The sequence below is a fragment of the Flavobacterium tyrosinilyticum genome, from assembly GCF_023656565.1.
Taxonomy (GTDB): Bacteria; Bacteroidota; Bacteroidia; order Flavobacteriales; family Flavobacteriaceae; genus Flavobacterium; species Flavobacterium tyrosinilyticum.
Genome location: NZ_JAMOKG010000002.1, coordinates 893,183 through 918,418 on the forward strand (window position 1 = coordinate 893,183; position 25,236 = coordinate 918,418).

The window sequence follows — 25,236 nt, forward strand, 5'->3', positions numbered from 1 at the left end:
TTTTTTTAATCTTTTTTCAATAAATAAGTTTTTGATTTACAAAAGTTTAATGTTTTGATGAGAACTTTTAACATTTTATGAAAGCAACCAAAGCAATTTTCTCACGTCTTCATAGTAATTAACAATTAATTATTATTTTATATGAAAAGTTTTAGATTAAAATCAGTTTTAGTAGTATTATTTTTATCAATTGGATTTGTTTCATGTAGTAGCGATGATGATAACAATACACCAGCTCCAACAGCAAAAGCAGCTTTGGTAACCGAAATTAAAGGGCCAGCAACAGGAAAAGTAAACGACGAGTTAAGCTATGATGTAACGTATGTAGTAGATAACGCTTGTGCTGAATTTGATAAGATCTCGGAAGTAACTATCGGAACTGAAAAAGGTCTTCAAGTAATTGCAAAATACCCATCAGAAGTTTGCACGCAACAAGTGCCGGATCCTAAGAAAACAGTTTACAAATTTTCATCTAAAGTAAAAGGAACTTTCGAAATCAAATTCAAAAAATCAGAAACAGAATTTCTTACTCAAAAAGTAGTGATTGAATAACAACAAACTTAGTTGAATTTTTTTTAGGTTGAAAAGCCATTTTGCAGAAGTTTTTATTTTAAACAGATGTGAAATGGTTTTTTTGTATTGATAAAATTGTAAGAATTGTTAAAGGTTGTAAAATTTTTAATTCCATTAAATTAAATGAATACAAGTTTTTTTCTTACATTTGCAATGCAATTCAAAAACAATTATGGAAAAAACTATAATCATAAAACCAAATGAGAAGACAGTTTCTGTTCTAAAAAAAATGGTTGATTTAAAAGAACAACATCGAAAAGAAGTTTTAGCAAGATTAAAGAAAAAATAATATTTCTTTATGTATCAATATATTTCAGAAGAGGGTTTGTACCCTCTTTTTTATTTTACCACAAAGCATGGTTTGCAATATTTTGTCAGTTTTCAGAAAATGAATTTTGAAAATGCCTTCTTTAATAAACTTTATAGCATTGACTTTTACGAAGCAAATAATCAAAAATTTTTTAATGATCCATCAATAGAAATTACAATTACCAGCATCATAAATGAATATTTTAAAGATAATCCAGATATTATTTTAAATTATGTTTGTGATAGTGTAGATTTTAAGCAAGATTTTAGACAAAAATTATTTGATAAATGGTATCATAACATTAAAAGCGATGAATTTTCAAAAGTGAACTTTCAATATCATATTCCAAATGAAAAAATGATTTATCATTTAAGCTTTATATTTAAAACGGATTTTTATAAAATGGATAATATTATTGACGAGGTAAATTTGCAATTAGAAGCATTTACAAGTTACAAATGATCTTAAAGTAAGGATCAATTACCAACACTTTGCCATTCCTTTAAAAAGTATTATTTTTGCACTCTAAATTTTATGTCATGGCGAAAAGAAAGTATAAAATATCGGTTATTCAGTTAAATCTGAATGATGTTGCCGAAAACAATCTTAAAAAATGTATCAGCTGGGTAAGAGATGCTGCAAGTCAAGGTGCTGAGGTAATCTTACTTCCTGAATTATATAGCAGTCATTATTTCTGCCAAAGCGAAGATGTAGATAATTTTGCATTAGCAGAGCCACTTTACAGTACTTCATTTATTGCATTCAGCGAATTGGCAAAAGAATTAGGAGTAGTAATTATTGTTCCTTTCTTTGAGAAAAGAATGGCAGGAATCTATCATAACAGTGCTTACATCATTGATACTGATGGAACAGAAGCTGGTTTATACCGTAAAATGCATATTCCAGACGATCCTCATTTTTATGAAAAATTCTATTTCACTCCAGGTGATTTAGGCTTCCAAGCAATCGAAACTAAAAAAGGAACTGTTGGAACTTTAATCTGTTGGGATCAATGGTATCCAGAAGCAGCTCGTATTACAGCTCTTAAAGGTGCTGAGGTTTTATTTTACCCAACCGCAATTGGATGGCATCCTAAAGAAAAAGAACAATACGGAGAAAACCAATATGGTGCTTGGATGAATGTTATGAAAGGACATGCAGTAGCAAATGGCGTTTTCGTAGCAGCAGCTAACCGAATTGGTTTAGAAAAATATCTTGAAGGAACAGAAGGAATTCAGTTCTGGGGAGCTTCTTTCATTGCAGGACCGCAAGGAGAAATTTTAGCTCAAGCGTCTCATGATAAAGAAGAAATTTTAATTGCTGAAGTTGATTTGGATTTGCAAGAAAACGTTCGCCAAAACTGGCCATTCTTCAGAGACAGAAGAATCGATGCTTTTGGAGATATTACAAAAAGAGCAATTGATAAATAATTAGATTAAAATTATATAAAAAAAGAGCTGTCCCAAAAAAGACAGCTCTTTTTTTGTAAGCTTCGGAGAAGCAAAATATTTATAGAACTTTAATAGTACAAATGGAAAAAGCTCCAGCGGAGCGAAATCTTATGTTCTAAATATGTCGCTCCGCTGGAGTTTTATATTGTAAACATTTCTTATTTTCTATAAATATTTCGCTTCTCCGAAGATCGTATTTTTGTAATAAAAAAGAGCTGTTTCATTTTTTGAAACAGCTCCTTTTCTTGTTTTTAGCTTTATATGTATTACTTCACTTGGAAAGTAACTCTTCTCACGATCTGACGTGCCTCTTTAGAATTTTTGTTAACAGAAGTATCTTCTCCGTTAGCAATTACATTCAATCTTGATGCGTCAATTCCTGCATTAACCGCTACTTTTTTCACAGCCTCAGCTCTTTTTCTAGATAATTCAGTGTTGTAGTTTGAATTTCCAATTTCATCAGCATAACCAATAATATCAGCTGATTTTCCTGGATTGTTTTTCAAGTATTTCACTAAGAAATCTACGCCTGATAAAGATGCGTTTGTAGGTTTAGACGAATTGAAATCGAAATAAACATTTACATAACCACCGTTAATTAATTCTTCAACAGTATTGTTTGTAGCTGTTCCAGCGCCTTTCTTTTCGTAAGTTTTGTCTAAATAGCTTTCTAACTCATCTGGTACACCATTTTGATTCGTATCAATAGATTGTCCTTTTGTGTTAACAGCAACTCCTGCAATGCTATTTGGTTCTAAATCGTATAAATCAGCAACTCCATCTTTGTCTGAATCGATAAGGCCAGTTTCGATTAAGTCCACTCTTTTTTCCAATTCACCAATTCTATCTTCTTCACCAATCCAGTCAGCATGCTTCTGATTTTTTCCTAAGTAGAACGTCAAACCAACAGAAGCATTCAATAAAACGCCGTCAAAAGAACCAGTTGTTGTATTGCCCATTCCGTCAAAGTTCCAGTTTTGTCTTCCGTTTACAATTCCAGTAAGATCTCCTGTTAAAGCTACACGATCGCTTAATCTAATTTGTCCAGTTAAACCGGCAATTCCATGAGCCATGTAATCTTGTCCTCCAAATCCTGTTTCGGTACTAATTTGAGAAACCCCAAAACCACCATGCGCCAAAAGACCGATTGTATTTGTCCAAGTTTCAAAATTTAAAGCACGTCCAACGTTAACAACTCCTTGTAAACTTGCTCTAACATAACGGCTTTCAAAGTCTGGTGTGTCTTTTTTCTCTTTAAATTGGTCGTAACCAACATCTAATTTTAAACCAAATTTTGGATTAAACATATATCTTACACCTAAATCTCCGTGAAAAAAGTTCAATGATTCAGTAGTATACCCTGGAGTCATTGTTCTGGTTGGTTTATTAACACCACCATTTAGTTCGATCGACCATTTGTTGTATTCTTGATCTACGTTAGGTTTGGTAGAAGTGGTAGCCATATTTTGAGCGCCTGCAGCAAATGATAGTAATAATAAGGATGCTGATACTAATTTCTTTTTCATGATATCAAAAATTAAATTGTTTTTATTTTAAACTCATGAACAAAATTAGAGGTCGAATCTTAGAATGCGTTGTATATACCCTTACATAATTCCCATCTTTTGGCTTTTAATTATGTAAATACGTTAAAATAAGTACAATAGAAAGCATAAAAAAAGGACAAAATTCACATTTTGTCCTTTTGCTCTCTTGAAAAAATATTAATTATTTCAAATCTGGCTGATAAATTTTAACAGATCCATCTCCTTCACTGCTTACTATTAATAAGCTTCTTTTTGTAGGACTTTTTGAAGCCGGAATGAATAATAGACCTTCTGGTGCGTCACCTGTTTTTACAGTTTGTAAATACTGTGGAGAAGTTGGATTTGAAGCATCATAAACCATAAACGCATCAGATCTTTCTAAACCAACAAATAAAATATTTTGAGTTCCCATTTTTGCTACAACTACAGCTTCTGGCTCAGAACCTTTATCATCACTTCTTTTATCGTCGTATGTGCCAATTTCATTCGTCTTTTTGTCCACATCATTTTTACTGTCAAAAACGATTTTTCCAGTGTTTCCATTCCAAATAGAGAATGATCTTCCTCCAAAACTTACCATTTGATCCAGATCTCCATCTCCATCAGTATCTCCCATGTCTGTAACAAGGTTTAATCTGCCTAAATTCGTATCCAATTTTAAAGTAGCAGCATCTGGAAAAGCAGTTGCGTCAAGTGTCATGTTTTTCATACGCTTCACATCAGAGTAAGCAGCGTATTCTCTTGCATCACCTTCATTAGCAGTAACAAAATAAGGAATATTATTTACCGTATAATGGCTGATAGCATCTGGCATATAAAGACCTTTTACTTTCCACGGATTAAAGGCGATTTTATTATCGCTATCACTCACATCAATTGCATTCTCAGCAGTATTATAATCTTTTAAGCCTAAAGGATAAATGGCTGTAATAGATTTAGAAGTTAAATCTACTTTTGCAACGCCATTATTTTCTTGTAGCGTCACCCAAGCAGTTTTAGAATCGTCAGAAATAGTAATGTATTCTGGTTCGATATCTTGAGCGAAACTCTTTGCAAATTTTGAAACTCTGAATCCGTCTTTTTTTAATGCTTCTGCTTGACCCGCAAAAGAGCTAAAATCTAAAGTCGTGACATTGTAAGTGCTAGTTTCAATAATAGAAATTGTTCCGTTTGGGTCTTGAGAATAATCGGTATTTGGCTCGCCTTCGTTAGCTGTCATGATATATTTTCCATCTGGCGAAAAAGTAATCATATCTGGCAATGCACCAACTGTAACTTGTTTGATTAAACTGTAATCAGAAGTATTAAAAACTACTACTTTTCCATTTCCTTGCTTGTTAGCAGTCGATTCTAAAGCAACAGCCAATTTTCCGTCAAAAACAGAAACACTGTTTGCAGCACCTTCGTAAGCAACTAAATCAATTTTTCCGACTTTAAGAGGTTTTGTTGGGTCAGCAATATCAATAACGTCAATTTGGTTTACACCGCTGTTGTTTACAGTAAAAAGCCTTTTTGTTTTCTCGCAATAAGCAGAGATTTCTGCAGCAGCTTCTCCGCCAATTGTAATAGAACCAATTTCTTTAAAAGTTCCAGGGTTTTCGTTTACAACAACTTCTGGTTCGTTGTTCGAATTTTCATCATTGTTACAGCTTGCCAATATAAAAAGAGCTGCTAAAAATGAGATTGATAAATTTTTCATGTGTTAGTTTTTAGTTTTTGCAAAAGTAATTCTGGCCTCTCTGTTAAATATTAAGGATGTATTATTTAATCTTTAACTTAATTTTTGCAGGATATTTTTTGTGAAATAAAATACGATTTTGGTTCAGATGTTTTAAAATCCTAACGAATGCTTATCTTTGCACTTTCTAAATTAGAACGTATTTATGTCAACAGATAATAGAAGATTTCCAGCAGAATGGGAAAAACAACAAGGAATTGTATTGTGTTTTCCGCACAATGGTAACGATTGGCCAGGAAAATACGAAGCTGTTCAATGGGCTTTTGTAGAGTTTATTAAAAAAGTAGCGACTTTTGAAACTGTCTTTTTAGTGGTTGCCGATGAAAAGCTAAAAGAAAAAGTAGCTGATATGCTTGAAAGAGCTCGTGTAAATCTTAAAAACATTTCTTATATCATTCATAAAACCAACAGAAGCTGGATGCGTGACTCTGGACCAATTATTGTAAAAAATGGTTCTAAAAGAGAAGCTTTGAATTTCAATTTCAACGGTTGGGCGAAATATAAAAATTATCAATTAGATAAATTTGTTCCTGGTAAAGTAGCAGATTTTATTGATGTTCCTTTAACTCAGGTGATGTACAAAGGAAAACCCGTAATTGTTGAAGGAGGAGCCATTGATGTAAACGGAAAAGGAACTTTACTAACTTCTGAAGAGTGTCTAATGCACCCAACAATTCAGGTGAGAAATCCTGGATTTACCAAAGAAGATTACGAAGCCGTTTTTAAAGAATATCTTGGAGTTACCAATGTAATTTGGTTAGGAGACGGAATTGAAGGCGATGATACACACGGTCATATTGATGATTTATGCCGATTTGTAAATGAAGATACCATTGTCACTATTGTAGAAACTGATAAAACCGATTCAAACTACAAACCTTTGCAGGATAATTTGAAACGTTTGCAAAACGCAAAATTAGAAAACGGAAAAGCGCCAGTAATTGTAGCGTTACCAATGCCAAAACGTGTAGATTTTGAAGATTTACGTTTACCAGCAAGTTACGCAAACTTTTTGATTTTGAATAATTGTGTTTTAGTGCCAACATTTAACGATAGTAATGATCGCGTAGCTTTAAATATATTAGCAGAATGTTTCCCTGATCGCGAAGTAATCGGTATAAGTTGTATTGATTTTATTTGGGGATTTGGAACATTGCATTGTTTAAGTCAGCAGATTCCTGCGTAAAAATAGTAGCCATAGATTAAAAAAAATCACTTTTGATCTTTTTAATCTGTGATAAAATGATCAGATATACAGAGACTTTCTTATATTATTTGAGCTGTCACCAAAAGTGGCAGCTTTTTTTTGTTGTATATTTAACAGACGGATTTGCCGTGTGTACTAACATCCTTCTTATATTCGTATGTTCAATAATGCAGAAATGCAGATTTATTTTATATGAAGAAAATATTTTTTATCCTTTCCGTGCTTTCTTCCGGAGTTCTTTTTTCACAGTCTGAGTCGCAGGAAAAACCAGAACTTACATTTGCGACCTACAATGTGAGTATGGAATCTGATAATTATTCTCCCAAAGGCGCAATGGGAAAATCGGAGCAGATATTGATTTATCAGCTTAATTCAGGGCATAATACTCAAATTAGAAATATCGCTCAAATTATTCAGACTGTTAGGCCAGACGTTATTCTGCTAAACGAATTTGATTATATTAAAGATCCTGAACTTGGTGTAAAGACGTTTATTAAAAATTACTTGAAAGTGAGTCAAGGGGGAGCAACACCTATTGATTATCCGTACTACTATTATTCAACAGTAAATACGGGTCAGTCAAGTCCGTACGATTTGAACAATGATGGAAAGTTGGATAGTTTTGGAAATGATGCATGGGCATTTGGCATGTATCCTGGTCAATATGGGATGATGCTTTTGTCTAAATATCCTATTGATGTTGCGGCGGTTCGTACTTTTCAACATTTTAAATGGAAAGATATGCCAGGAGCATTGCTTACCAAAAAAGCAGATGGATCGGATTGGTATAGCAAAAAAGCATGGAAAGAATTTCCATTATCTTCAAAATCTCACTGGGATGTTCCTGTGCAGATAGGCAATGAAACGGTTCATGTTTTAGTCAGTCATCCAACTCCTCCTACTTTTGACGGTGCTGAAGATCGCAATGGAAAAAGAAATCATGATGAAATCCGATTCTGGAGAGATTATATTTCAGATAATTCAGCTTCGTACATTTATGATGATAAAGGCGTTAAAGGCGGTTTGTCTCCTAATTCTCGATTTGTTATAATGGGTGATCAAAACGCTTCGCCAGTTGAAGGGGATGCTATTAGAGAAGGTATAAAATCCTTAGTAGAGAGTCCGAAAATTAATAGCGACTTTACGCCTGCTAGTAAAGGTGGTGCTGAATTTAGTCCTGAAAATCCTTTTGGAGTTAATCATACAGCTTTTTGGAGAATGAGAGCTGATTACGTATTGCCATCCAGGCTCGGATTTAGGGTTATCAGCAGCGGTGTATTCTGGCCAGCCAAAGGCGAACCAATGTCGGAATTGGTTGAAAAACGGGAATCAAGTTCAGATCATCGTTTGGTTTGGGTAAAGGTGGTTTTGGAATAAATAAAACTTTGCCTTTTAATTTACGAGATTAAATAAAGCATAAAAAAACCTTGGGATAACCAAGGTTTTTTGTTTTATATTTCTTCAGTTTTATCTGCTCTTCATTGTTTAATGAAAGGAGGTAGCAATTGGCTAGAAACTTCTCCAAAACCAATTCTTACTTCCGTATTTTCACAGAATCCACGAATAATTACAGTGTCATTATCTTCAATAAATTTACGTTCGCTTCCGTCTTTTAGCTTCAATGGATTTTTTCCTCCCCAAGTTAATTCTAGCATAGAACCAAAACTATCAGGAGTTGGACCAGAAATTGTTCCAGAACCCATCATGTCGCCAGAGTTTACACGACATCCATTAGAAGTGTGATGTGCTAACTGCTGACTCATTGACCAGTATAAATATTTGAAATTAGATCTTGAAATAATAGTTTCTTCTTCTTGATTTTCAGGTTTTAAGGAAACTTCCAAATGAATATCAAAAGCTTTTTTTCCTTTGGTCTGCAAATACGGAAGTGGTGTTGGATCTTGTTTAGGTCCCTTTGTTCTAAAAGGCTCCAAAGCATCCATAGTCACAATCCAAGGTGAAATAGAAGTCGCAAAGTTCTTAGCTAAGAATGGCCCAAGTGGCACATATTCCCATTTCTGAATGTCGCGAGCACTCCAGTCATTTAGTAAAACCATTCCGAAAATATAATCTTCAGCTTCATAAGTTGAAATATTTTCGCCCATTACATTTACATCTGTTGTAATAAAAGCAGTCTCTAATTCAAAATCTACTAAACGTGAAGCACCAAAAACAGGCGTGTCGTGTCCAGCTGGCAAAGTTTGTCCCATCGGTCTGTGAACTGGAATTCCAGATGGTACAATGGTAGAACTTCTTCCATGATATCCAACCGGAATATGAAGCCAGTTTGGCAACAAAGCATTGTCTGGATCTCGGAACATTTTACCCACGTTTGTAGCGTGCTCTCTACTAGAATAAAAGTCAGTGTAATCACCAATTAAAACAGGAAGTTGCATCTCTACATCTTCAATTTTAAATATAACAATATCTCTATGTTTTGTTGAATCTCTTAATTGTGGATTAGTCTCGTCGAATATATCTGCAATACGATTTCGAACTAAACGCCATGTTTTTTTTCCGTCAGAAATAAAATCATTTAGCGTATCCTGCATAAACATATCATCGGTTAATTCTATTCCTTCAAAATAGTTTAATTGCTGTAAAGCCCCTAAATCTATGGCGTAATCGCCAATTCGCGTTCCTACGGTAACGACATTTTCTTTAGTAAGAAATACACCGAAAGGAATATTCTGAATGGGGAAGTCGCTATTTTCTGGCACTTCTAACCATGATTTTCTACTGGTATCGTTGGCAGTTATTGGCATGTTTAATGTTAATTATTTGTTGAAAAATTACTTGTCAAATATATCATAATCTAGCAGTTTGACAAACGTTTTTTTGTATTTTTGCGTGAAATTAACGAAAAACAAAAAAATGCAACGCGACGAACAAATTTTTGATCTTATCCAAGAGGAGAAAGAAAGACAAATTCACGGACTAGAGCTTATTGCTTCTGAGAATTTTGTAAGTGATGAAGTAATGGCAGCAGCAGGGTCTGTTTTAACTAATAAATATGCTGAAGGTTATCCTGGCAAAAGATACTACGGCGGTTGCGAAGTAGTTGACGTTATTGAGCAAATTGCTATTGACAGAGCTAAAGAATTATTTGGCGCTGAATATGCAAACGTACAGCCTCACTCAGGTTCTCAAGCAAACACAGCTGTTTATCATGCTTGTTTGAATCCTGGTGATACGATTTTAGGTTTTGACTTATCTCATGGTGGTCACTTAACTCATGGTTCTCCAGTAAACTTCTCAGGACGTTTATACCGTCCAGTTTTCTATGGTGTAGATGCTGAAACTGGTCGTTTAGATTATGATAAAATTCAAGAAATTGCAACTAAAGAACAGCCAAAATTAATCATCGCTGGAGCTTCGGCTTATTCTCGTGATATGGATTTTGCTCGTTTCAGACAAATTGCTGACAGCGTAGGAGCAATCTTATTTGCTGATATTTCTCACCCAGCAGGTCTTATCGCAAAAGGATTATTAAACGATCCAATTCCACATTGTCATATTGTTTCTACAACAACTCACAAAACATTAAGAGGACCACGTGGAGGTCTTATTTTAATGGGGAAAGATTTCCCAAATCCACAAGGATTAACAACTCCAAAAGGAGAAATCAGAATGATGTCTTCATTATTAGATCTAGCTGTTTTCCCAGGAAATCAAGGTGGACCTTTAATGCACATTATCGCTGCTAAAGCGGTTGCTTTTGGTGAAGCTCTTAAAGATGAGTTCTTTACTTATGCAATGCAATTACAAAAAAATGCAAATGCAATGGCTGACGCTTTCGTAAAAAGAGGTTACAACATTATCTCTGGCGGAACAGATAACCATATGATGCTTATTGACTTAAGAAATAAAAATATTTCGGGTAAAGAAGCTGAAAACGCATTAGTAAAAGCTGAAATTACAGTAAACAAAAACATGGTTCCTTTTGATGATAAATCTCCATTTATCACTTCTGGAATTCGTGTTGGAACAGCTGCAATCACAACTCGTGGTTTAGTTGAAAAAGATATGGAAACTATCGTAGCTTTAATCGATAAAGTTCTTACTGATCATACAAACGAAGACGTTATTGAAGAAGTTGCTGAAGAAGTAAACGAATTAATGAGCGAAAGACCAATTTTTGCGTATTAATTAGTTTAAAGTTTAAGGTTTCAAGTTTAAAGTTTTGTAATGCGTAAATAAACGTATTATGAAACTTTAAACTTTTTTTCGTTTAGAAAAGAAACTTGAAACCTGAAACAAAATAAACCTGAAAAAAATTAAAAGACATGGGCGTATTAAGATTACAATTGCCAACCGACCCAAGATGGGTAAATATTGTTGAGAAAAACATTGAAGAAATTCTAACGGATCACGCTTGGTGCGAACAGAAAGCGGCAACAAATGCGATTACGATCATTACAAATAATTCTGAACATCAGGATTTAGTGAAAGATTTATTGGCTTTAGCCAAAGAAGAAATAGATCATTTTGAACAAGTTCATAATATCATCATCAAAAGAGGACTAAAACTAGGACGTGAGCGTAAAGATGATTATGTAAACGAACTATATCAATACATGAAAAAAAGCGGTGACGGAAGCCGTGTTTCTGGACTTGTAGAAAGATTATTGTTCTCCGCAATGATCGAAGCTAGAAGCTGTGAACGCTTTAAAGTGCTTTCTGAGAATATTAAAGATGAAGAATTAGCTGTTTTCTACAGAGAATTAATGGAAAGTGAAGCAGGGCATTATACAACATTCATTACCTACGCACGTAAATACGGAACTGGAATAGATGTTGAAAAGCGTTGGAGAGAATGGTTGGCTTTTGAAGAATCTATAATTACGAATTACGGAAAAGGAGAGACGATACACGGGTAGTTTTTTTAGTGTTCAGTGTTCAGGTTTTTTAGTGTTCAGTCGCAGTCTGAGATCTCAGTTTTTACGTTTGTCACGTTGAGCGAAGTCGAAACGCGCTCCAATTAGAAACTTTGTGAATCTCCGTGATATCTTTGTGAATCTTTGTGGAATTAAAAAGAGCTTTCTCAAACGCAAGTCAGTAATTGTTCACAAGTTCAAGTTTTTGTTAATCTAAAATCTAAAGTCTACAATCTAAAATTCCTTACATTTGAGAGTAACCAAAATCTCGAACTATGAGAATAGAAATGGACTTGAAATTAGGATTTAAAGATGTAATGTTTAGACCTAAGAGATCAACGCTCAAGAGCAGATCTGAAGTTTCACTAGAACAAAATTTCAAATTTTTGCACAGTACAGCAAGTTGGACGGGAATTCCGATAATGGCTGCCAATATGGATACGGTTGGAACTTTTGAAATAGCAAAAGTTTTAGCAAAAGAAAAACTCTTTACGGCCATTCATAAACATTACACTTTAGAAGAATGGAATGCATTTCTAAAGAACGTAACTCTTGATTTTTACGATTATATTGCTGTAAGCACAGGAACAGGAAAAGAGGATTTTGATAAAATAGGTGCAATAATTTCTGCAAATCCATTACTGAAATTTATTTGTATTGATGTTGCAAATGGTTATTCGGAACATTTTGTTCAATTTTTAAAGAAAACCCGAAAACAATATCCAGACAAAATCATTATTGCAGGAAACGTAGTTACTGGCGAAATGACCGAAGAACTTTTATTAGCTGGTGCTGATATTGTAAAAGTTGGAATTGGTCCTGGTTCTGTTTGTACAACTCGCGTTAAAACAGGCGTTGGTTATCCGCAATTATCGGCTATTATCGAATGTGCCGATGCAGCTCACGGGTTAGGTGGACATATTATCAGCGATGGCGGTTGCACAACTCCAGGCGATGTTGCCAAAGCTTTTGGCGCCGGAGCCGATTTTGTAATGTTGGGCGGAATGCTCGCTGGACATACAGAAAGTGGTGGAGAACTGATAGAAGTAAAGGGCGAAAAATTCAAACAATTTTACGGAATGAGTTCTAAAACTGCCATGGATAAACATTCTGGAGGCGTTGCAGAATACAGAGCAAGCGAAGGAAAAACAGTTCAGGTTCCGTTTAAAGGAGACGTGATTCAAACTGTTTTAGATATATTAGGCGGAATAAGAAGCACTTGCACTTATGTAGGAGCTTCAAGATTAAAAGAATTGACTAAACGAACGACTTTCATCCGCGTAAGCGAGCAAGAAAATCAAGTTTTTACAAAATAAATATGATTAAAATTACCGAAGCATTTGTTGAAGATATTGCTAAAATTCAAGAAATAGCGCACATAACTTGGCCGATTACGTATGGCGAAATTTTAACAAAAGAGCAGCTGGATTATATGTTGGATTTGATTTATTCTGATGAAGCACTTTCAAAACAAATTCAAAATAAAGAACAGTTGTTTTATTTGATTTCAGATTCTAATGCTGTAATCGGATTTATTGGAATTGAGCATCATTATAAAAGCGAAGCGATTACCAAAATTCATAAAATTTACCTTTTGCCAGAAACGCAAGGAAAAGGTTATGGTAAAATTGTTTTTGAAGAAATTGCAAAAATGGCTTTAGAGAATAATTCAAAAGAGCTTTTATTAAACGTAAATCGCTTTAATACCGCATTAAATTTCTATAAAAAGCTAGGTTTTGATATCAAAGAAACGGTTGATATAGAAATTGGGAATGGATATTTGATGGAGGATTATGTTATGGGGAAAGCTCTGTAAATAATTCCAAATCAATGAAATTTAAAATCACAACTTTTGTGATTTTTTTTATTTTGAAATAAAATAGATAACTCTATATATTTTTATTTTATCTTTGACAAAAAAAATGAAACAGAAAAGTAGTGTAAAAGAACGAATACTTGATACAGCGTCTCGTCTGTTTTATCATCAGGGATTTAATAGTACAGGAATTAACCAGATTATTGCTGAGGCAGATATTGCTATTGGTTCGCTCTATAAGCATTATCAATCTAAAAGTGATTTATTATACCATTATTTGGAGCAGCAGGAAACAGAATATTTTGCCAATCTAGATGACTATTTGAAAGACGAGAAGCAGCCGTTAAAAAAGCTTCTTAAATTAATTGATTATCGTATTAAACTTCAGGAGGAATCAAATTTTTCCGGATGCCATTTCATAAAAATAAATGCTGAAATAGGTAGAGAAGATAAAAAAATAGAACAGTTTGTTCTGGCACATAAAGAGCGCCAGCGTGAGTATATTAATGGATTAGTGGATGAAATCAGTACAGTAAAAACGCTTTTAATAGAAAAAAATGCACTGCAAAACAGTATTTTTTTAATGATAGAAGGAGCTGTTGTTTCAGCAGGTATCAACGGAAATACGAATGATCTTAAAGCCGTAAAAAAAAGTATAAATCAGTTTTTCTGATTTTTTTTAATTAAAAATAGATAGACTATTCTATATATTATGAAAAATAAAAAATACATTTCGCTCCTTATATTGCTGCTTGCACATTTGCTTACTATTTTAGATATATTTATTGTAAACGTTGCTATTCCGTCAATTCAACGTGGGCTTGGTTCAAGTAATGGAAAAATTCAGTTAGTTGTAGCCATGTATATGGTTGGATTTGCTTCTTTCCTTATAATTGGTGGTAAGACTGGAGATTATTTCGGCAGAAAGAGAATTTTTGTTTTAGGAATGCTCTTATTTATGATTAGCTCTGCAGGCTGTGGTTTTGCAGATTCAACTGACCAGCTTATTATTTTGAGGTTTTTTCAGGGAATAAGCGCAGGATTCATGTCTCCTCAGGTTTTGTCTTATATACAAGTTCTTTTTAAAGATCATAAAGAGCGCACTTATGCGATGGGTTGGTATGGAATTGCGATTGGAATTGGCACTATGCTGGGGCAGTTTCTAGGTGGTTTTCTGGTAGAACTCAAACCGTTTTTAATTGATCAATCCTGGAGGTATATATTTCTTATTAATATTCCTATTTGTGCTTCAGGGATTTTGCTGGCCATTCGTTATCTCAATCCGTCCCGAGATTATTCTTCTTTACAAATGGATTACTGGAGTGCTTTTATATTATGTATTGGGCTCGCATTATTGGTTTTTTCCATGGCTGTTGGTTTAGAACAAAACGGTCTCGTTAAAATTACATTGCCAGTATCACTCGTATTTATTTGTGTTTTTATATTCAGGCAGATAAAAAGTAAATCAAGTAAAAGAGAACCTTTATTAAACCTTGAGCTGTTTAAGAACCGGAATTTCAATATGGCGGTTTCAGCGTCTGCTCTTTTTATGTTAATGCTTGATGCCTACTTTTTTTTACTTGCTGTTTTTTTACAAGAAGGGATTCAGCTTTCTCCCATGCAGGCAGGATATTTTATTGTATTTCAGGGAAGCGGATTTATTCTGGCGTCATTTTTATCAGCTAGACTAGTACTGCGTTTTGGTAAATCGGTATTGATTTTTGGTGTGCTGCTTCTCATTTCAGCAATCATTTTGCAGCTTTTTCTTTTTTATTATCCAATAGTTGATTTTAGAGGATATTTAATAATGTTTCTGCATGGTATTGGCGTAGCGCTGGTTTTACCTTCATTTGCTAATGTTGCCTTGAAAAATCTCCCTCAAAATCTGATTGGAAATGCATCAGGAGTTTATTCTACGGTACAACAATTGTTTGGTGCATTGGGAATTACATTAACAGGAAGTGTATTCTATTATTTTGTAAAAGGAAATACAGATTTCAAGCATTTTTATAACGCTTTTTTCTATGGCACATTTATTCATTTGTTTTGTTTAATAAGTGTACTGCTGATTTTATTTTTGCTGCCAAAGTCGGTTCTTCCAAAAAAAAGAAAAGAATAGTGAAAAATAAATAGGGTTATGATTAACTGACAATCACGTCATGTGTAAATAATAATCCTTTCAATTCATTCAAAGAAAAAACAGCTTTTTTCAATTTCGTTTTAGACGGATCAATAGTATAATTATAACTTGTTTTAAAATCGGCTTTGTTGGCGATAGCTTTGTTGAATTCAGAACGGTATAAATCGCAATTATCGAAAATTACGCTGGTTAAATCTGCGGCCATGAAATCTACCGCTATTAAACTGCAATTGGTAAACGGAGTTCCTTTTAATTTTAAAGTATAAAATTTAGAGAAATCCAAAATACAATTATTAAAGCGAACTTCAAAAATGAGCTTGTCGCACATGGCAAAATTCACTTCTTTAATTTCACATCGATTAAATGTTACGGTTCTAAAAGCAACATAATTAATTTTTGCTTCACTGAAAATGCAATCATTAAAAACACAATCGATAAAAGTAACGGCCAAAAAAGTGCAGGCAGAAAAGTTACAATTGTTAAAAACACAGCATTCGAAGTCTTTAAAATTTAAGTCATCTTTGGCGTAAACAATCGTATTGTACTCTTTATCAAGAAAATATTCGCTTTCTTTTTTCAACCTTTTCGATAATTATTTTAAGGTGAAAAGGTAATAATTTATGATAAAATAATGGGAACAAATTATAAATGATTTTGATTCCATTCTCATTTTTAATCCATAAAATGCTGTAGCTTTACACTTATTTTTTAAGTTAAAACATATCAATTTTTATTATATGGAACCAACAAGAAAGGAACATGATTTTTTAGGAGAATTAGAAATTCCAAATCATTTATACTACGGAATCCAGACTTTTAGAGCTGTGGAGAATTTCAACATCACAGGAATTCCGATTTCAAAAGAACCTTTATTTATAAAAGCTTTGGGATATGTAAAAAAGGCTGCAGCTTTAGCCAATAAAGACTGTGGCGCAATTGATCCTAAAATTGCCGAAGCAATCTGTTATGGAAGCGATCAAGTTATTGCGGGTAAATTTGATCAGGAATTTGTGAGTGATTTAATTCAGGGTGGCGCGGGAACTTCTGTAAACATGAATGCAAACGAAGTTATTGCCAATATCGGACTAGAATATTTAGGTCATAAAAAAGGAGAATACAATTTCCTTCATCCCAACAATCATGTAAACTGTTCTCAGTCAACAAACGATGCTTATCCATCAGCTTTTAGAATTGCGTTGTATTTAAAAATGGAAAACTTTATTAAAACTTTAGCTGGTTTAGAAATTGCTTTTGCTAAAAAAGGCGAGGAGTTTAAAGAAGTTTTAAAAATGGGAAGAACGCAATTGCAAGATGCTGTTCCTATGACTTTGGGACAAGAATTTAAAGCTTATGCGACAACAATTGGCGAAGATATTCAACGTTTGAAAAATGCTCAGGAATTATTGTTGGAAATTAATATGGGCGCAACAGCGATTGGAACAAAAGTAAATGCTCCAGAAGGTTATCCAGAAATCTGCGTAAAATATCTGGCAGATGAGGTTGGAATTCCTTTAACGCTTTCGCCAGATTTGATTGAAGCAACGGTAGATACAGGAGCTTACGTTCAGATTATGGGAACCTTAAAGCGTTCTGCGGTTAAGATTTCTAAAATCTGTAATGATTTACGTTTATTGAGTTCTGGACCAAGAACAGGTTTAAATGAGATTAATCTTCCTGCACGCCAACCTGGTTCGTCTATTATGCCAGGAAAAGTAAATCCAGTAATTCCAGAAGTGGTAAATCAAACTTGTTTTTATGTAATTGGGCAAGATTTAACGGTTACAATGGCAGCAGAAGCAGGACAATTGCAATTGAATGTAATGGAGCCTGTTATTGCTTTTGCGATGTTTACTTCGTTAGATTATCTTTCAAATGCGATTCAGACTTTAATTGATAAATGCATCAACGGAATCACTGCAAATGTTGACCATTGCTATAATATGGTTATGAATAGTATCGGAATCGTAACGCAATTGAATCCGATTATTGGTTACGAAGAAAGTGCAAGTATTGCTGGAGAAGCCTTAAAAACAGGTAAAAGCGTGCATCAAATTGCTGTTTTGGAGCGAAAACTAATCACTCAAGAAAAATGGGATGAAATTTATTCTCTAGAGAACTTAATTCACCCAAAGTTTATTACTAAATAGTATTTTGAGATAATATCTCTAAGCCGTCAAATTTATTTTTGACGGCTTTTTTTGTTAAAATATTTTTGAATTAATTAGTTTTAGTTTGTAAGATGTTGAAAATAAGACTTATATTTACAAGAGTATTGAATCTCGATTCCTAAAACAAAACTTTGTAATGGTGATTTTTTTAAAAAATAATGCCGGTCAATACAAGTCTAAAATCTTAGGATTATTACTTCTTATTTCTTTTAATTTATCTGCTCAACAGGAAATTAAAAATCCTGAAATCGAAACTCCAACAATCTGTCCTCCTAAAACATTATTTGATCTTTTTAAGAAAGACGACGATGCTTTGGTTGTTAAACCCACAAAGAACAATTTCTTTTTATTAATTCCCGCAATTGGTTCACAGCCTGCAACAGGTTTCTTTTTTGGTGCTGTGGCTCAGTACACCTTTAAAGGAAAAGAAGAAAAAGACAAATATTCAATTGCCAACGTAGGAATTACTTATACGGTAAAAAATCAGTGGCTGGTTAACATTAAAAACAATATTCTGCTGAAAAATAATAAAATCTTTTTGAGTGGAGATTATCGATTGTATTTGTTTTCGCAGCCTAATTATGGTTTAGGAACCGATATTATTCCGCCAAGACGTGACCGCCCTCCAGGTTTTAGTGTAGATTCTCTTGCTCAGGCAATGGATTATAATTATTTGAAGTTCCATCAAACGGTTTCTTTTGAGGTTAAAGAAAATTACTATGTCGGAGGGGGTATAAATATTGACTGGTACTCAAGGATACAAGATGAGGAATTGGATGTTGCAAACGGAAAATATACTTATCATTACAATTACAGCCAAAAATACGGATTTGATAATTCTGAATATTTTTTAAATGGAGTTAGCCTGAATCTGGTTCACGATTCTCGTGATAATCAAGTCAATGCGTCAAAAGGTTGGTTTGCCAACATAAATTATAGATTTAATCCTGTTCTATTTAATAATCAGGATTATAGCAATGTTCTATTTGCAGAATACCGTCATTTTATTCCTGTTTCTCATAAAAATCCGCATTATATTTTAGCTATTTGGACGTACGGGCAATTTGTGACTAGAGGAAAAGTTCCGTATTTAAATCTTCCTGCAATTGGCTGGGATCAGCGCAGTAGGAGCGGAGAAGGGTATACGCAGGGATTATTTAGAGGAAATGGGTTGGTTTATTTGTCTACAGAATTTAGGTTTCCCATTACATGCAATCAATTGTTAAGCGGTACGGTTTTTACCAATTTTGTGACAGCCAGTAATTCTGATAATGATTTAAAATTATTCAAATCAATACAACCAGCAGCCGGAGTTGGTTTGAGAATCTTAATTGATAAAGCTTCCAAAACAAATCTGATTTTGGATTATGCTTGGGGTAACAATTCTAAAGGATTCTATTTGAATGCTGGAGAGACTTTTTAATCTCAAAAATTAGGAATCAGAAACTTTAAGTGCGAAATAATATCAAAAAGTAGGCTATCGTGTCTGCTTTTTTGATTCTTCATAATTAAATCATAATTTGTATTGATGTGCCAAATTATGTTAAATTGTATTCTTATTTTTGTTGTATATACAAACTTCTTAAGATGAAATTACTTATAGTTGAAGACGAACCAAATCTATTATCAATATTAAGAAAAGGATTTGCAGAAAATAATAATGAAGTAAGCGTTGCAATGGACGGTAAAACGGCTATGGAGATGATTCATAATTATACCTTCGATGTAGTGATTTTGGATGTTATGCTTCCGGATGTTAATGGAATTGAAATTTGCAGAAGACTTCGCGCAGCAAAAAACTTTGTGCCAATTTTACTTTTAACGGCTTTAGGGACTTCAGAAAACATTGTAACAGGATTAAATGCTGGTGCCGACGATTATTTGGTTAAGCCTTTTAAATTTGGCGAATTAGATGCCAGAGTAAATGCGCTGTACAGAAGATCGCAACAGGAAACAGAAAAAATAGATACCATCACAATTGCTGATTTAGAAATAAACGGACGCGCCAAAACCGTTAAAAGAGATGGAGAAAACATCATTTTAACAGCCAAAGAATTCAAACTTTTATATTATTTGGCTAAAAACACAGGTAGAATCGTATCGCGCGATCAGATTTTGGATAATGTTTGGGATATTAATTTTGATATGAATACCAACGTTGTTGATGTCTATATTACATACTTAAGAAGAAAGATAGATAAGCCTTATTCGTCTAAACTTATTCATACTATGAAAGGTTTGGGGTATGTTATAAAACCATAATATGGATATTAGAAAAAAAATTACTTTTAATTACGTTGCCCTTTCTACCTTCAGTACTTCGCTATTGTGTATCATCGTGTTTTTCTTGTTTAGAGAAAACAATCGATATCATTTTTTGAAGCGTCTGGATGATAGAGCAAAAATTGTTTCTTCTATTCATTTTCAAAAAGACCCAGAAAAGATCAAATATTACAAGAACCTTAAAAAGAATGGTCTTGAAGAATTGATCGAGGAAGAAGAATATGTATTGAAAATCAACAGCCACAACAGTTTTGATTACAATACCAATCTAAATCTTCCAAATTCTTTTTATACCAATATTTTAAGAACAGGAAAAGATTCTTTTGAAAGAGATAACAAATATTATTTGGGACAGATTTTTCAAGAAAACAATCAAAAATATATTGTAATTGTTGGTGCGAGAGATCGAAAAGGAAAAGATACGACCGTTTATATTGTTAAAATTATGCTTTTTGGCGGAATCGGTTTTGTGATTCTGGCTTTTCTTTTAGGGCGATTTTTAGCAAAACGTGTTGTCGATCCAGTGGCAAGGATTACGAAAGAAGTAAAAAGAATTAGTGCTTCTAATCTTCATAATCGTTTGCCTGAGGTTAAAAATTCTGATGAAATTTCAGATTTGACTAATACTTTTAATAACATGCTGGATCGTTTGGAAACGTCTTTCGAGATCCAAGCCAACTTTATTAATAATGCCTCTCACGAATTAAAAACGCCAATTACAACTATTATTGCCGAAGCAGAAATCATGCTGCTGAAAGAAAGAGAGCAACAAGAATATATAGAGTCGCTGCAAAACATCTACAGTCAGGCTTCAAGATTAGGAAACTTAACGGAAAGCTTGCTGAAATTGACTCAAACGGGTTATGACGGACAAAAACAAGTGTCTGATATTGCCCGAATGGACGAATTGTTATTGGATGTAAAATCAGATTTAGATAAAATTTATCCAGACAATCGCGTAAGCATTAGACTTAATTTTGCTCCAGAAGATTCTAACTTATTATTGTTGCCATGCAATAGACCGCTTTTAGAATTGGCAATCAATAATATTATTACCAACGGAGTAAAGTATTCTGATAACAATGAAGTCTTTGTGAGTCTTTCTGCTAATAAAGAAATGATTAAAATATCGATTAATGATATCGGAATCGGAATTCCGCCTGAGGATATTCCGCATTTGTACGAGCCTTTCTTTAGAGGTAAAATCGCTGCCAAGTATATAGGATACGGCTTGGGACTTCCATTAGCTTCTAAAATCATTAGAATGCATGATGGCGAACTTCAAGTGCAATCGGAGCAAAATAAAGGAACAATTGTCACGATTATCTTTAAAAAAGGCAACATTAAAAAATCTAATGTTTAATTTTAGAAAATTCTAATTTTAGATTAATTAAGGTCTAATTTGCGGACAGTTATTTTGTAAGTATAAACTAAAAGATGTACTTATGAAAAACTTTCTTATACCTACGACTTTAAAAGATGATACAATCTCTGCTGTTAAATCTGCGGTGAATCAGTCCAAAAATACGGAATCAGAAATTATTTTAGTATTAGTTTCAGAAGCGCCCGATACGTTTTCTTCTTCTGGTTTTTTAAGAGAAATGAAATCTGGACTTACCAGAAGTCAGGAAGAAGTTCTAGAAACCTGCCGATATGTTGTTGAACACACTTCAAACATAAAATTAAAAGTTCACAACCAATACGGACTTTCAGCACCGATTTTTAAAAGGCTAATTGAAGCTTTTTCAGTCAAATTGGTCATTCTTACCCATTCTTATAAACAAGAAACTAAAAGGATCCATCAGTATTTGGTGCAATTGGCAGGAAATCAGAAATGCCCAATTCTACATTTAAGCACAGAGATTAATAAAGAAGTTTTCCATAAAGCACTTTACGTAGAAAATTCTAGTATGAACATTCATGTAAAAGATGTTCAAGATTTTTTGAGCGCCAATTTCTCTTTTGAGATTGTAAGTCAAACTGCCAGTTTTGAAGACGACTACGAAAAAGTTGCTCCATTCTTATCCGAAGCCATTTCAAAACACAATATTGATGTCTTGGTAGAAACCAGAAAAGGCGAAAAAATCAAATTTAAAAAATCGAAAAAAGAAAATGTCAATGAAAAACTAGGACTTCCTGTTCTTTCATTGTACGAAGAGATGGTTTAAGAGTCTGAGATTCTAAGTTTCTAAGTTTCTAAGACAGTAAGTCTCTAAGCTTTTTAATTCTTAGCATCTTAGAAACTTAGAATCTTAGACTCTTAAAAAATATTAATTTAAAACCGAAAATATGTTATTAAAGAAAAGAATACCAATGAAGTACGTTCTCGGGAAAATTAAAGTAGAAATTGTATTGGTATTAGCGTATACCATACTATTTGAGATTTTTCATCATTATTTCATCAATCTTCCTGTAGATATCCCGATTGCCATTCCGACTATGATCGGAACCATAATTTCCTTACTATTAGCTTTTAAGTCGAATCAGGCTTATGACAGATGGTGGGAAGCACGAATTGTTTGGGGCGCTGTTGTAAACGACTCCAGAACTTTGATTCGTCAGGTTTTAACATTTTACGAAGATCCAGATTTCTCTGTTGAAGCAAGCGAATTCAAAGAAAATTTTGCTAAAAGACAAATTGCTTGGTGTTACAGTTTAGGTCAGTCGCTTCGAAACAGAGATGCAATACAACCGATTGAAGGCTTAATTAGCGAAGAAGAAATCAGATACATCAAAAATCATCAAAACGTTCCAAATGCAATTTTGATGCTTCATGCAAGAGATTTACGAATTGCTAAAAATGAAAAGAAAATCAACATGTATCAGCAGGTTGAAATCGATAATACTCTGTCTAGATTATGTGATGAAATGGGGAAATGTGAGCGAATTAAAAACACGATTTTCCCAACAACATACAGTATGTATATTAGATTGACTTTGTGTTTGTTCATTTTTCTATTGCCTTTCGGATTAACGAGCGTTTTAAGCTGGTTCGCAATTCCGTTGATTACTGCAATTGGAGGTGCTTTCTTTTTGATCGAAAGAATGGCGATTCATTTGCAAGATCCGTTTGAAAACAGGCCAACAGATACTCCAGTTACTGCAATTGCAAATACAATTGAAAAAAACATCAAGCAAATGCTAAACGAATATCAAAGTGAGTTTGATATCCTGAAAGAATTTGACTTAAAAGACGAGCCTAAGAAAGTCGAAAAAGACGCTTATTTTGTCTTATAACTAATTAATTTTGGTCTGCTTTTAATTGTTGGCTGGACAGTGTGTAGTTGCGCTGTCCAGTTTTTTTGTAAAAAAATAATCTCACAGTTTTGTCATTTCGACGGAGGAGAAATCTTCGTAAGGAGCTCCGCAAAGTAAATAGATACAGAAATAACCCAAAGTTTTGTCATTTCGACGGAGGAGAAATCACACTAGAAACTCCGTAAAGAAAATCGCCAATCTTTGTCGAGCTTCTCGTGGAGATTTCTCCTAGCGTCGAAATGACAAATGTTACGTTGATTATTGGAACTTCACAATTGCTTTGCCAATCTTTGTCGAGCTTCTCGCGAAGATTTCTCCTCCGTCGAAATGACAAAAAATGGCGATTACAACTGCTTCGCCAATTTCCCCAATGTCTGAATAGCAGTTCTCAACTCATTAGACCAAGGCAATCCAAAACTCAATCGCATGCAATTTGAAAATTGATTCTGAAACGAAAAAATCCTACCTGGAGCAATACTAATATTATGTTTGAGCGCTAAATGATAAAAAGCCGCTGTATCAATTTTTTTATCCAATTCTACCCAAAGGAAAAAGCCTCCTTGAGGCTGGCTCACTTTTGTTCCTGCAGGAAAAGATTCCAAAACGGTATTGATATAATTAGTACAATTTCGATTCAAAATCTGACGAATTTTTCTCAGATGATTTTCATAACGGCCATTTTTCAAGAAATCTCCAACCACTTCATGTGTAATAGTGGTGTTAGAAATAGTATGATATAATTTCGTTCTTAAAACTTCTTTTTTAAATTTTCCTGGCGAAACCCAACCCACTCGATAACCTGGCGCTAAAGTTTTAGAAACAGAACTGCAACACAAAACAATGCCGCTTTCATCATAAGTTTTGCAATTAGTTGGTCGACTTGTACCAAAGTATAGATCGCCATGAATATCGTCTTCAATTAGTGGAACATTGTAGAAATCCATCAAACGAACAATTTCTTTTTTATGTTCATTTGGCAGCATGCTTCCCGACGGATTACTAAAATTACTCATCAAAACGCAAGCTTTTACCTTATTGGTAGAAAGTGTTTTTTTGACCGCTTCCAATTCGATTCCTGTCGTCATATTGGTAGGGAGCTCCATTACATATAAGCCTAAAGATCGCGCCAATTGCAGGATTCCAAAATAAACTGGACTTTCTGTAATAATCGTATCTCCCGGTTTAGTCAGTGTTAATAAGCAATCTGAAATAGCAGAAATGCATCCAGGAGTAGTGATAATATCCTCTTCAGTTAGAGAGCCGCCCCACGTAAACGACCATCGCGCAATTTCTTTTCTTAAATTGCTATTTCCTTGAATTTCCTCATAACTCGTTCCGCTGTTCGGTAATTGTCGCATTGCCTGGACCATTCCTTTATTCAATTTAGCAATCGGAAGTAATTCATTGGACGGAAAACCAAGCGAAAGCATGGTAACATCTTTAGTTCGCATATCGCCGTAAACCAAATCGATTAAATCTTCGCGTTCAATGTTTTCTAGGCTTAATTGCGGTTTGCTTGCCGAAGGTTCAGCAATTACTCGAGCAGAAATATTACTCACATAATAGCCAGATTGTGGTCGAGATTCGATGAGAGAACGGCTTTCAATTTCATAATAGGCTTTACTTACGGTACTCATGCTGTAACCCGTTTCGGCGCAGACTTCGCGTATAGAAGGCAGTTTGTCGCCAACGTTTAAAACGCCCGATTTAATCTGTTTCTCGATTCGGTCAGCAAATTGAAGATATAAGTAATTCGAATTTTTCATAAAAAAATAAAAACTGTTATGCTGCAATTTACAAAAACTGTATCTGTATTGCTGTTTTATTTTTAAGAAATTTGCCAAATCAAAACAAAACAATTCAAAAAG

22 protein-coding genes are annotated in these 25,236 nt (G+C 33.9%); 17 read left to right on the forward strand and 5 right to left on the reverse strand.

Going from position 1 to position 25,236, the window contains the following annotated elements; genetic code table 11:
- The first annotated feature begins 141 nt into the window (after positions 1 to 141).
- The 3 genes from NCC77_RS11725 (at position 142) to NCC77_RS11735 (ending at position 2,313) form a co-directional block, all read left to right on the forward strand.
- Complete coding sequence (locus tag NCC77_RS11725) at positions 142 to 552, forward strand: hypothetical protein (protein ID WP_250835725.1); 411 nt, start codon at positions 142 to 144, stop codon at positions 550 to 552.
- Positions 553 to 871: 319 nt separating this feature from the next.
- Positions 872 to 1,345: a DUF6169 family protein gene (locus NCC77_RS11730; protein ID WP_250835726.1), complete on the forward strand. Its 474-nt coding sequence runs from the start codon at positions 872 to 874 to the stop codon at positions 1,343 to 1,345.
- A gap of 77 nt (positions 1,346 to 1,422) precedes the next feature.
- Entirely contained in the window at positions 1,423 to 2,313 is an 891-nt protein-coding gene (locus NCC77_RS11735) for a carbon-nitrogen hydrolase (protein WP_095927649.1), read from the forward strand.
- 287 nt (positions 2,314 to 2,600) lie between these two features.
- Here the strand turns inward: NCC77_RS11735 and NCC77_RS11740 are convergent, their stop codons facing one another.
- Positions 2,601 to 3,860 (reverse strand): OmpA family protein, encoded by a 1,260-nt coding sequence (locus NCC77_RS11740; protein WP_250835727.1) that lies wholly within the window; start codon positions 3,858 to 3,860, stop codon positions 2,601 to 2,603.
- 202 nt (positions 3,861 to 4,062) lie between these two features.
- Complete coding sequence (locus NCC77_RS11745) at positions 4,063 to 5,580, reverse strand: choice-of-anchor I family protein (RefSeq protein WP_250835728.1); 1,518 nt, start codon at positions 5,578 to 5,580, stop codon at positions 4,063 to 4,065.
- 184 nt (positions 5,581 to 5,764) lie between these two features.
- Here NCC77_RS11745 and NCC77_RS11750 point away from each other — a divergent pair, with 184 nt between their 5' ends.
- The gene (locus NCC77_RS11750) at positions 5,765 to 6,805 is read left to right on the forward strand and encodes an agmatine deiminase family protein (RefSeq protein WP_250835729.1); all 1,041 of its coding nucleotides are present in this window, start codon (positions 5,765 to 5,767) and stop codon (positions 6,803 to 6,805) included.
- 213 nt (positions 6,806 to 7,018) lie between these two features.
- Positions 7,019 to 8,203 (forward strand): endonuclease/exonuclease/phosphatase family protein, encoded by a 1,185-nt coding sequence (locus NCC77_RS11755; protein ID WP_250835730.1) that lies wholly within the window; start codon positions 7,019 to 7,021, stop codon positions 8,201 to 8,203.
- Positions 8,204 to 8,304: 101 nt separating this feature from the next.
- Here the strand turns inward: NCC77_RS11755 and fahA are convergent, their stop codons facing one another.
- Positions 8,305 to 9,591 (reverse strand): fumarylacetoacetase, encoded by a 1,287-nt coding sequence (gene fahA / locus NCC77_RS11760; protein ID WP_095927644.1) that lies wholly within the window; start codon positions 9,589 to 9,591, stop codon positions 8,305 to 8,307.
- A 109-nt stretch (positions 9,592 to 9,700) separates the two neighbouring features.
- On the opposite strand from fahA, the gene glyA reads away from it, so the two are divergent.
- The 6 genes from glyA to NCC77_RS11790 all read left to right on the forward strand — a co-directional run bounded on the left by glyA (position 9,701) and on the right by NCC77_RS11790 (position 15,638).
- Positions 9,701 to 10,975 (forward strand): serine hydroxymethyltransferase, encoded by a 1,275-nt coding sequence (glyA, locus tag NCC77_RS11765; RefSeq protein ID WP_248726427.1) that lies wholly within the window; start codon positions 9,701 to 9,703, stop codon positions 10,973 to 10,975.
- A 137-nt stretch (positions 10,976 to 11,112) separates the two neighbouring features.
- Positions 11,113 to 11,706 carry a MiaE family protein gene (locus tag NCC77_RS11770; protein WP_250835731.1) on the forward strand — a complete coding sequence of 198 codons (594 nt, stop codon included), beginning with the start codon at positions 11,113 to 11,115 and terminating at the stop codon, positions 11,704 to 11,706.
- Positions 11,707 to 11,978: 272 nt separating this feature from the next.
- A complete protein-coding gene (locus NCC77_RS11775; RefSeq protein ID WP_250835732.1) occupies positions 11,979 to 13,019 on the forward strand; it encodes a GMP reductase in 1,041 nt (346 codons plus the stop codon).
- Between the two features lie 2 nt (positions 13,020 to 13,021).
- Complete coding sequence (locus NCC77_RS11780) at positions 13,022 to 13,519, forward strand: GNAT family N-acetyltransferase (protein ID WP_250835733.1); 498 nt, start codon at positions 13,022 to 13,024, stop codon at positions 13,517 to 13,519.
- A gap of 106 nt (positions 13,520 to 13,625) precedes the next feature.
- The gene (locus NCC77_RS11785; protein WP_250835734.1) at positions 13,626 to 14,192 is read left to right on the forward strand and encodes a TetR/AcrR family transcriptional regulator; all 567 of its coding nucleotides are present in this window, start codon (positions 13,626 to 13,628) and stop codon (positions 14,190 to 14,192) included.
- A gap of 39 nt (positions 14,193 to 14,231) precedes the next feature.
- Positions 14,232 to 15,638 carry an MFS transporter gene (locus tag NCC77_RS11790; protein ID WP_250835735.1) on the forward strand — a complete coding sequence of 469 codons (1,407 nt, stop codon included), beginning with the start codon at positions 14,232 to 14,234 and terminating at the stop codon, positions 15,636 to 15,638.
- Between the two features lie 22 nt (positions 15,639 to 15,660).
- On the opposite strand, the gene NCC77_RS11795 is transcribed toward NCC77_RS11790, so the two are convergent.
- Positions 15,661 to 16,239, reverse strand: coding sequence for a pentapeptide repeat-containing protein (locus tag NCC77_RS11795; RefSeq protein WP_250835736.1), 579 nt, complete (start codon positions 16,237 to 16,239; stop codon positions 15,661 to 15,663).
- A gap of 157 nt (positions 16,240 to 16,396) precedes the next feature.
- On the opposite strand from NCC77_RS11795, the gene aspA reads away from it, so the two are divergent.
- The 6 genes from aspA to NCC77_RS11825 all read left to right on the forward strand — a co-directional run bounded on the left by aspA (position 16,397) and on the right by NCC77_RS11825 (position 23,347).
- Positions 16,397 to 17,806: an aspartate ammonia-lyase gene (gene aspA, locus NCC77_RS11800; protein ID WP_250835737.1), complete on the forward strand. Its 1,410-nt coding sequence runs from the start codon at positions 16,397 to 16,399 to the stop codon at positions 17,804 to 17,806.
- Positions 17,807 to 17,963: 157 nt separating this feature from the next.
- Complete coding sequence (locus tag NCC77_RS11805) at positions 17,964 to 19,250, forward strand: BamA/TamA family outer membrane protein (protein WP_250835738.1); 1,287 nt, start codon at positions 17,964 to 17,966, stop codon at positions 19,248 to 19,250.
- A gap of 164 nt (positions 19,251 to 19,414) precedes the next feature.
- A complete protein-coding gene (locus NCC77_RS11810; protein WP_250835739.1) occupies positions 19,415 to 20,089 on the forward strand; it encodes a response regulator transcription factor in 675 nt (224 codons plus the stop codon).
- A gap of 1 nt (position 20,090) precedes the next feature.
- On the forward strand, positions 20,091 to 21,473 hold the full coding sequence (locus tag NCC77_RS11815; RefSeq protein ID WP_250835740.1) for a HAMP domain-containing sensor histidine kinase: 1,383 nt from the start codon (positions 20,091 to 20,093) through the stop codon (positions 21,471 to 21,473).
- A gap of 82 nt (positions 21,474 to 21,555) precedes the next feature.
- The gene (locus tag NCC77_RS11820) at positions 21,556 to 22,278 is read left to right on the forward strand and encodes a hypothetical protein (RefSeq protein ID WP_250835741.1); all 723 of its coding nucleotides are present in this window, start codon (positions 21,556 to 21,558) and stop codon (positions 22,276 to 22,278) included.
- Between the two features lie 121 nt (positions 22,279 to 22,399).
- A complete protein-coding gene (locus tag NCC77_RS11825) occupies positions 22,400 to 23,347 on the forward strand; it encodes a bestrophin family protein (RefSeq protein ID WP_349306046.1) in 948 nt (315 codons plus the stop codon).
- Between the two features lie 365 nt (positions 23,348 to 23,712).
- Here NCC77_RS11825 and NCC77_RS11830 read toward each other — a convergent pair whose 3' ends face one another.
- Complete coding sequence (locus NCC77_RS11830) at positions 23,713 to 25,134, reverse strand: aminotransferase-like domain-containing protein (protein WP_250835743.1); 1,422 nt, start codon at positions 25,132 to 25,134, stop codon at positions 23,713 to 23,715.
- Positions 25,135 to 25,236 lie beyond the last annotated feature (102 nt).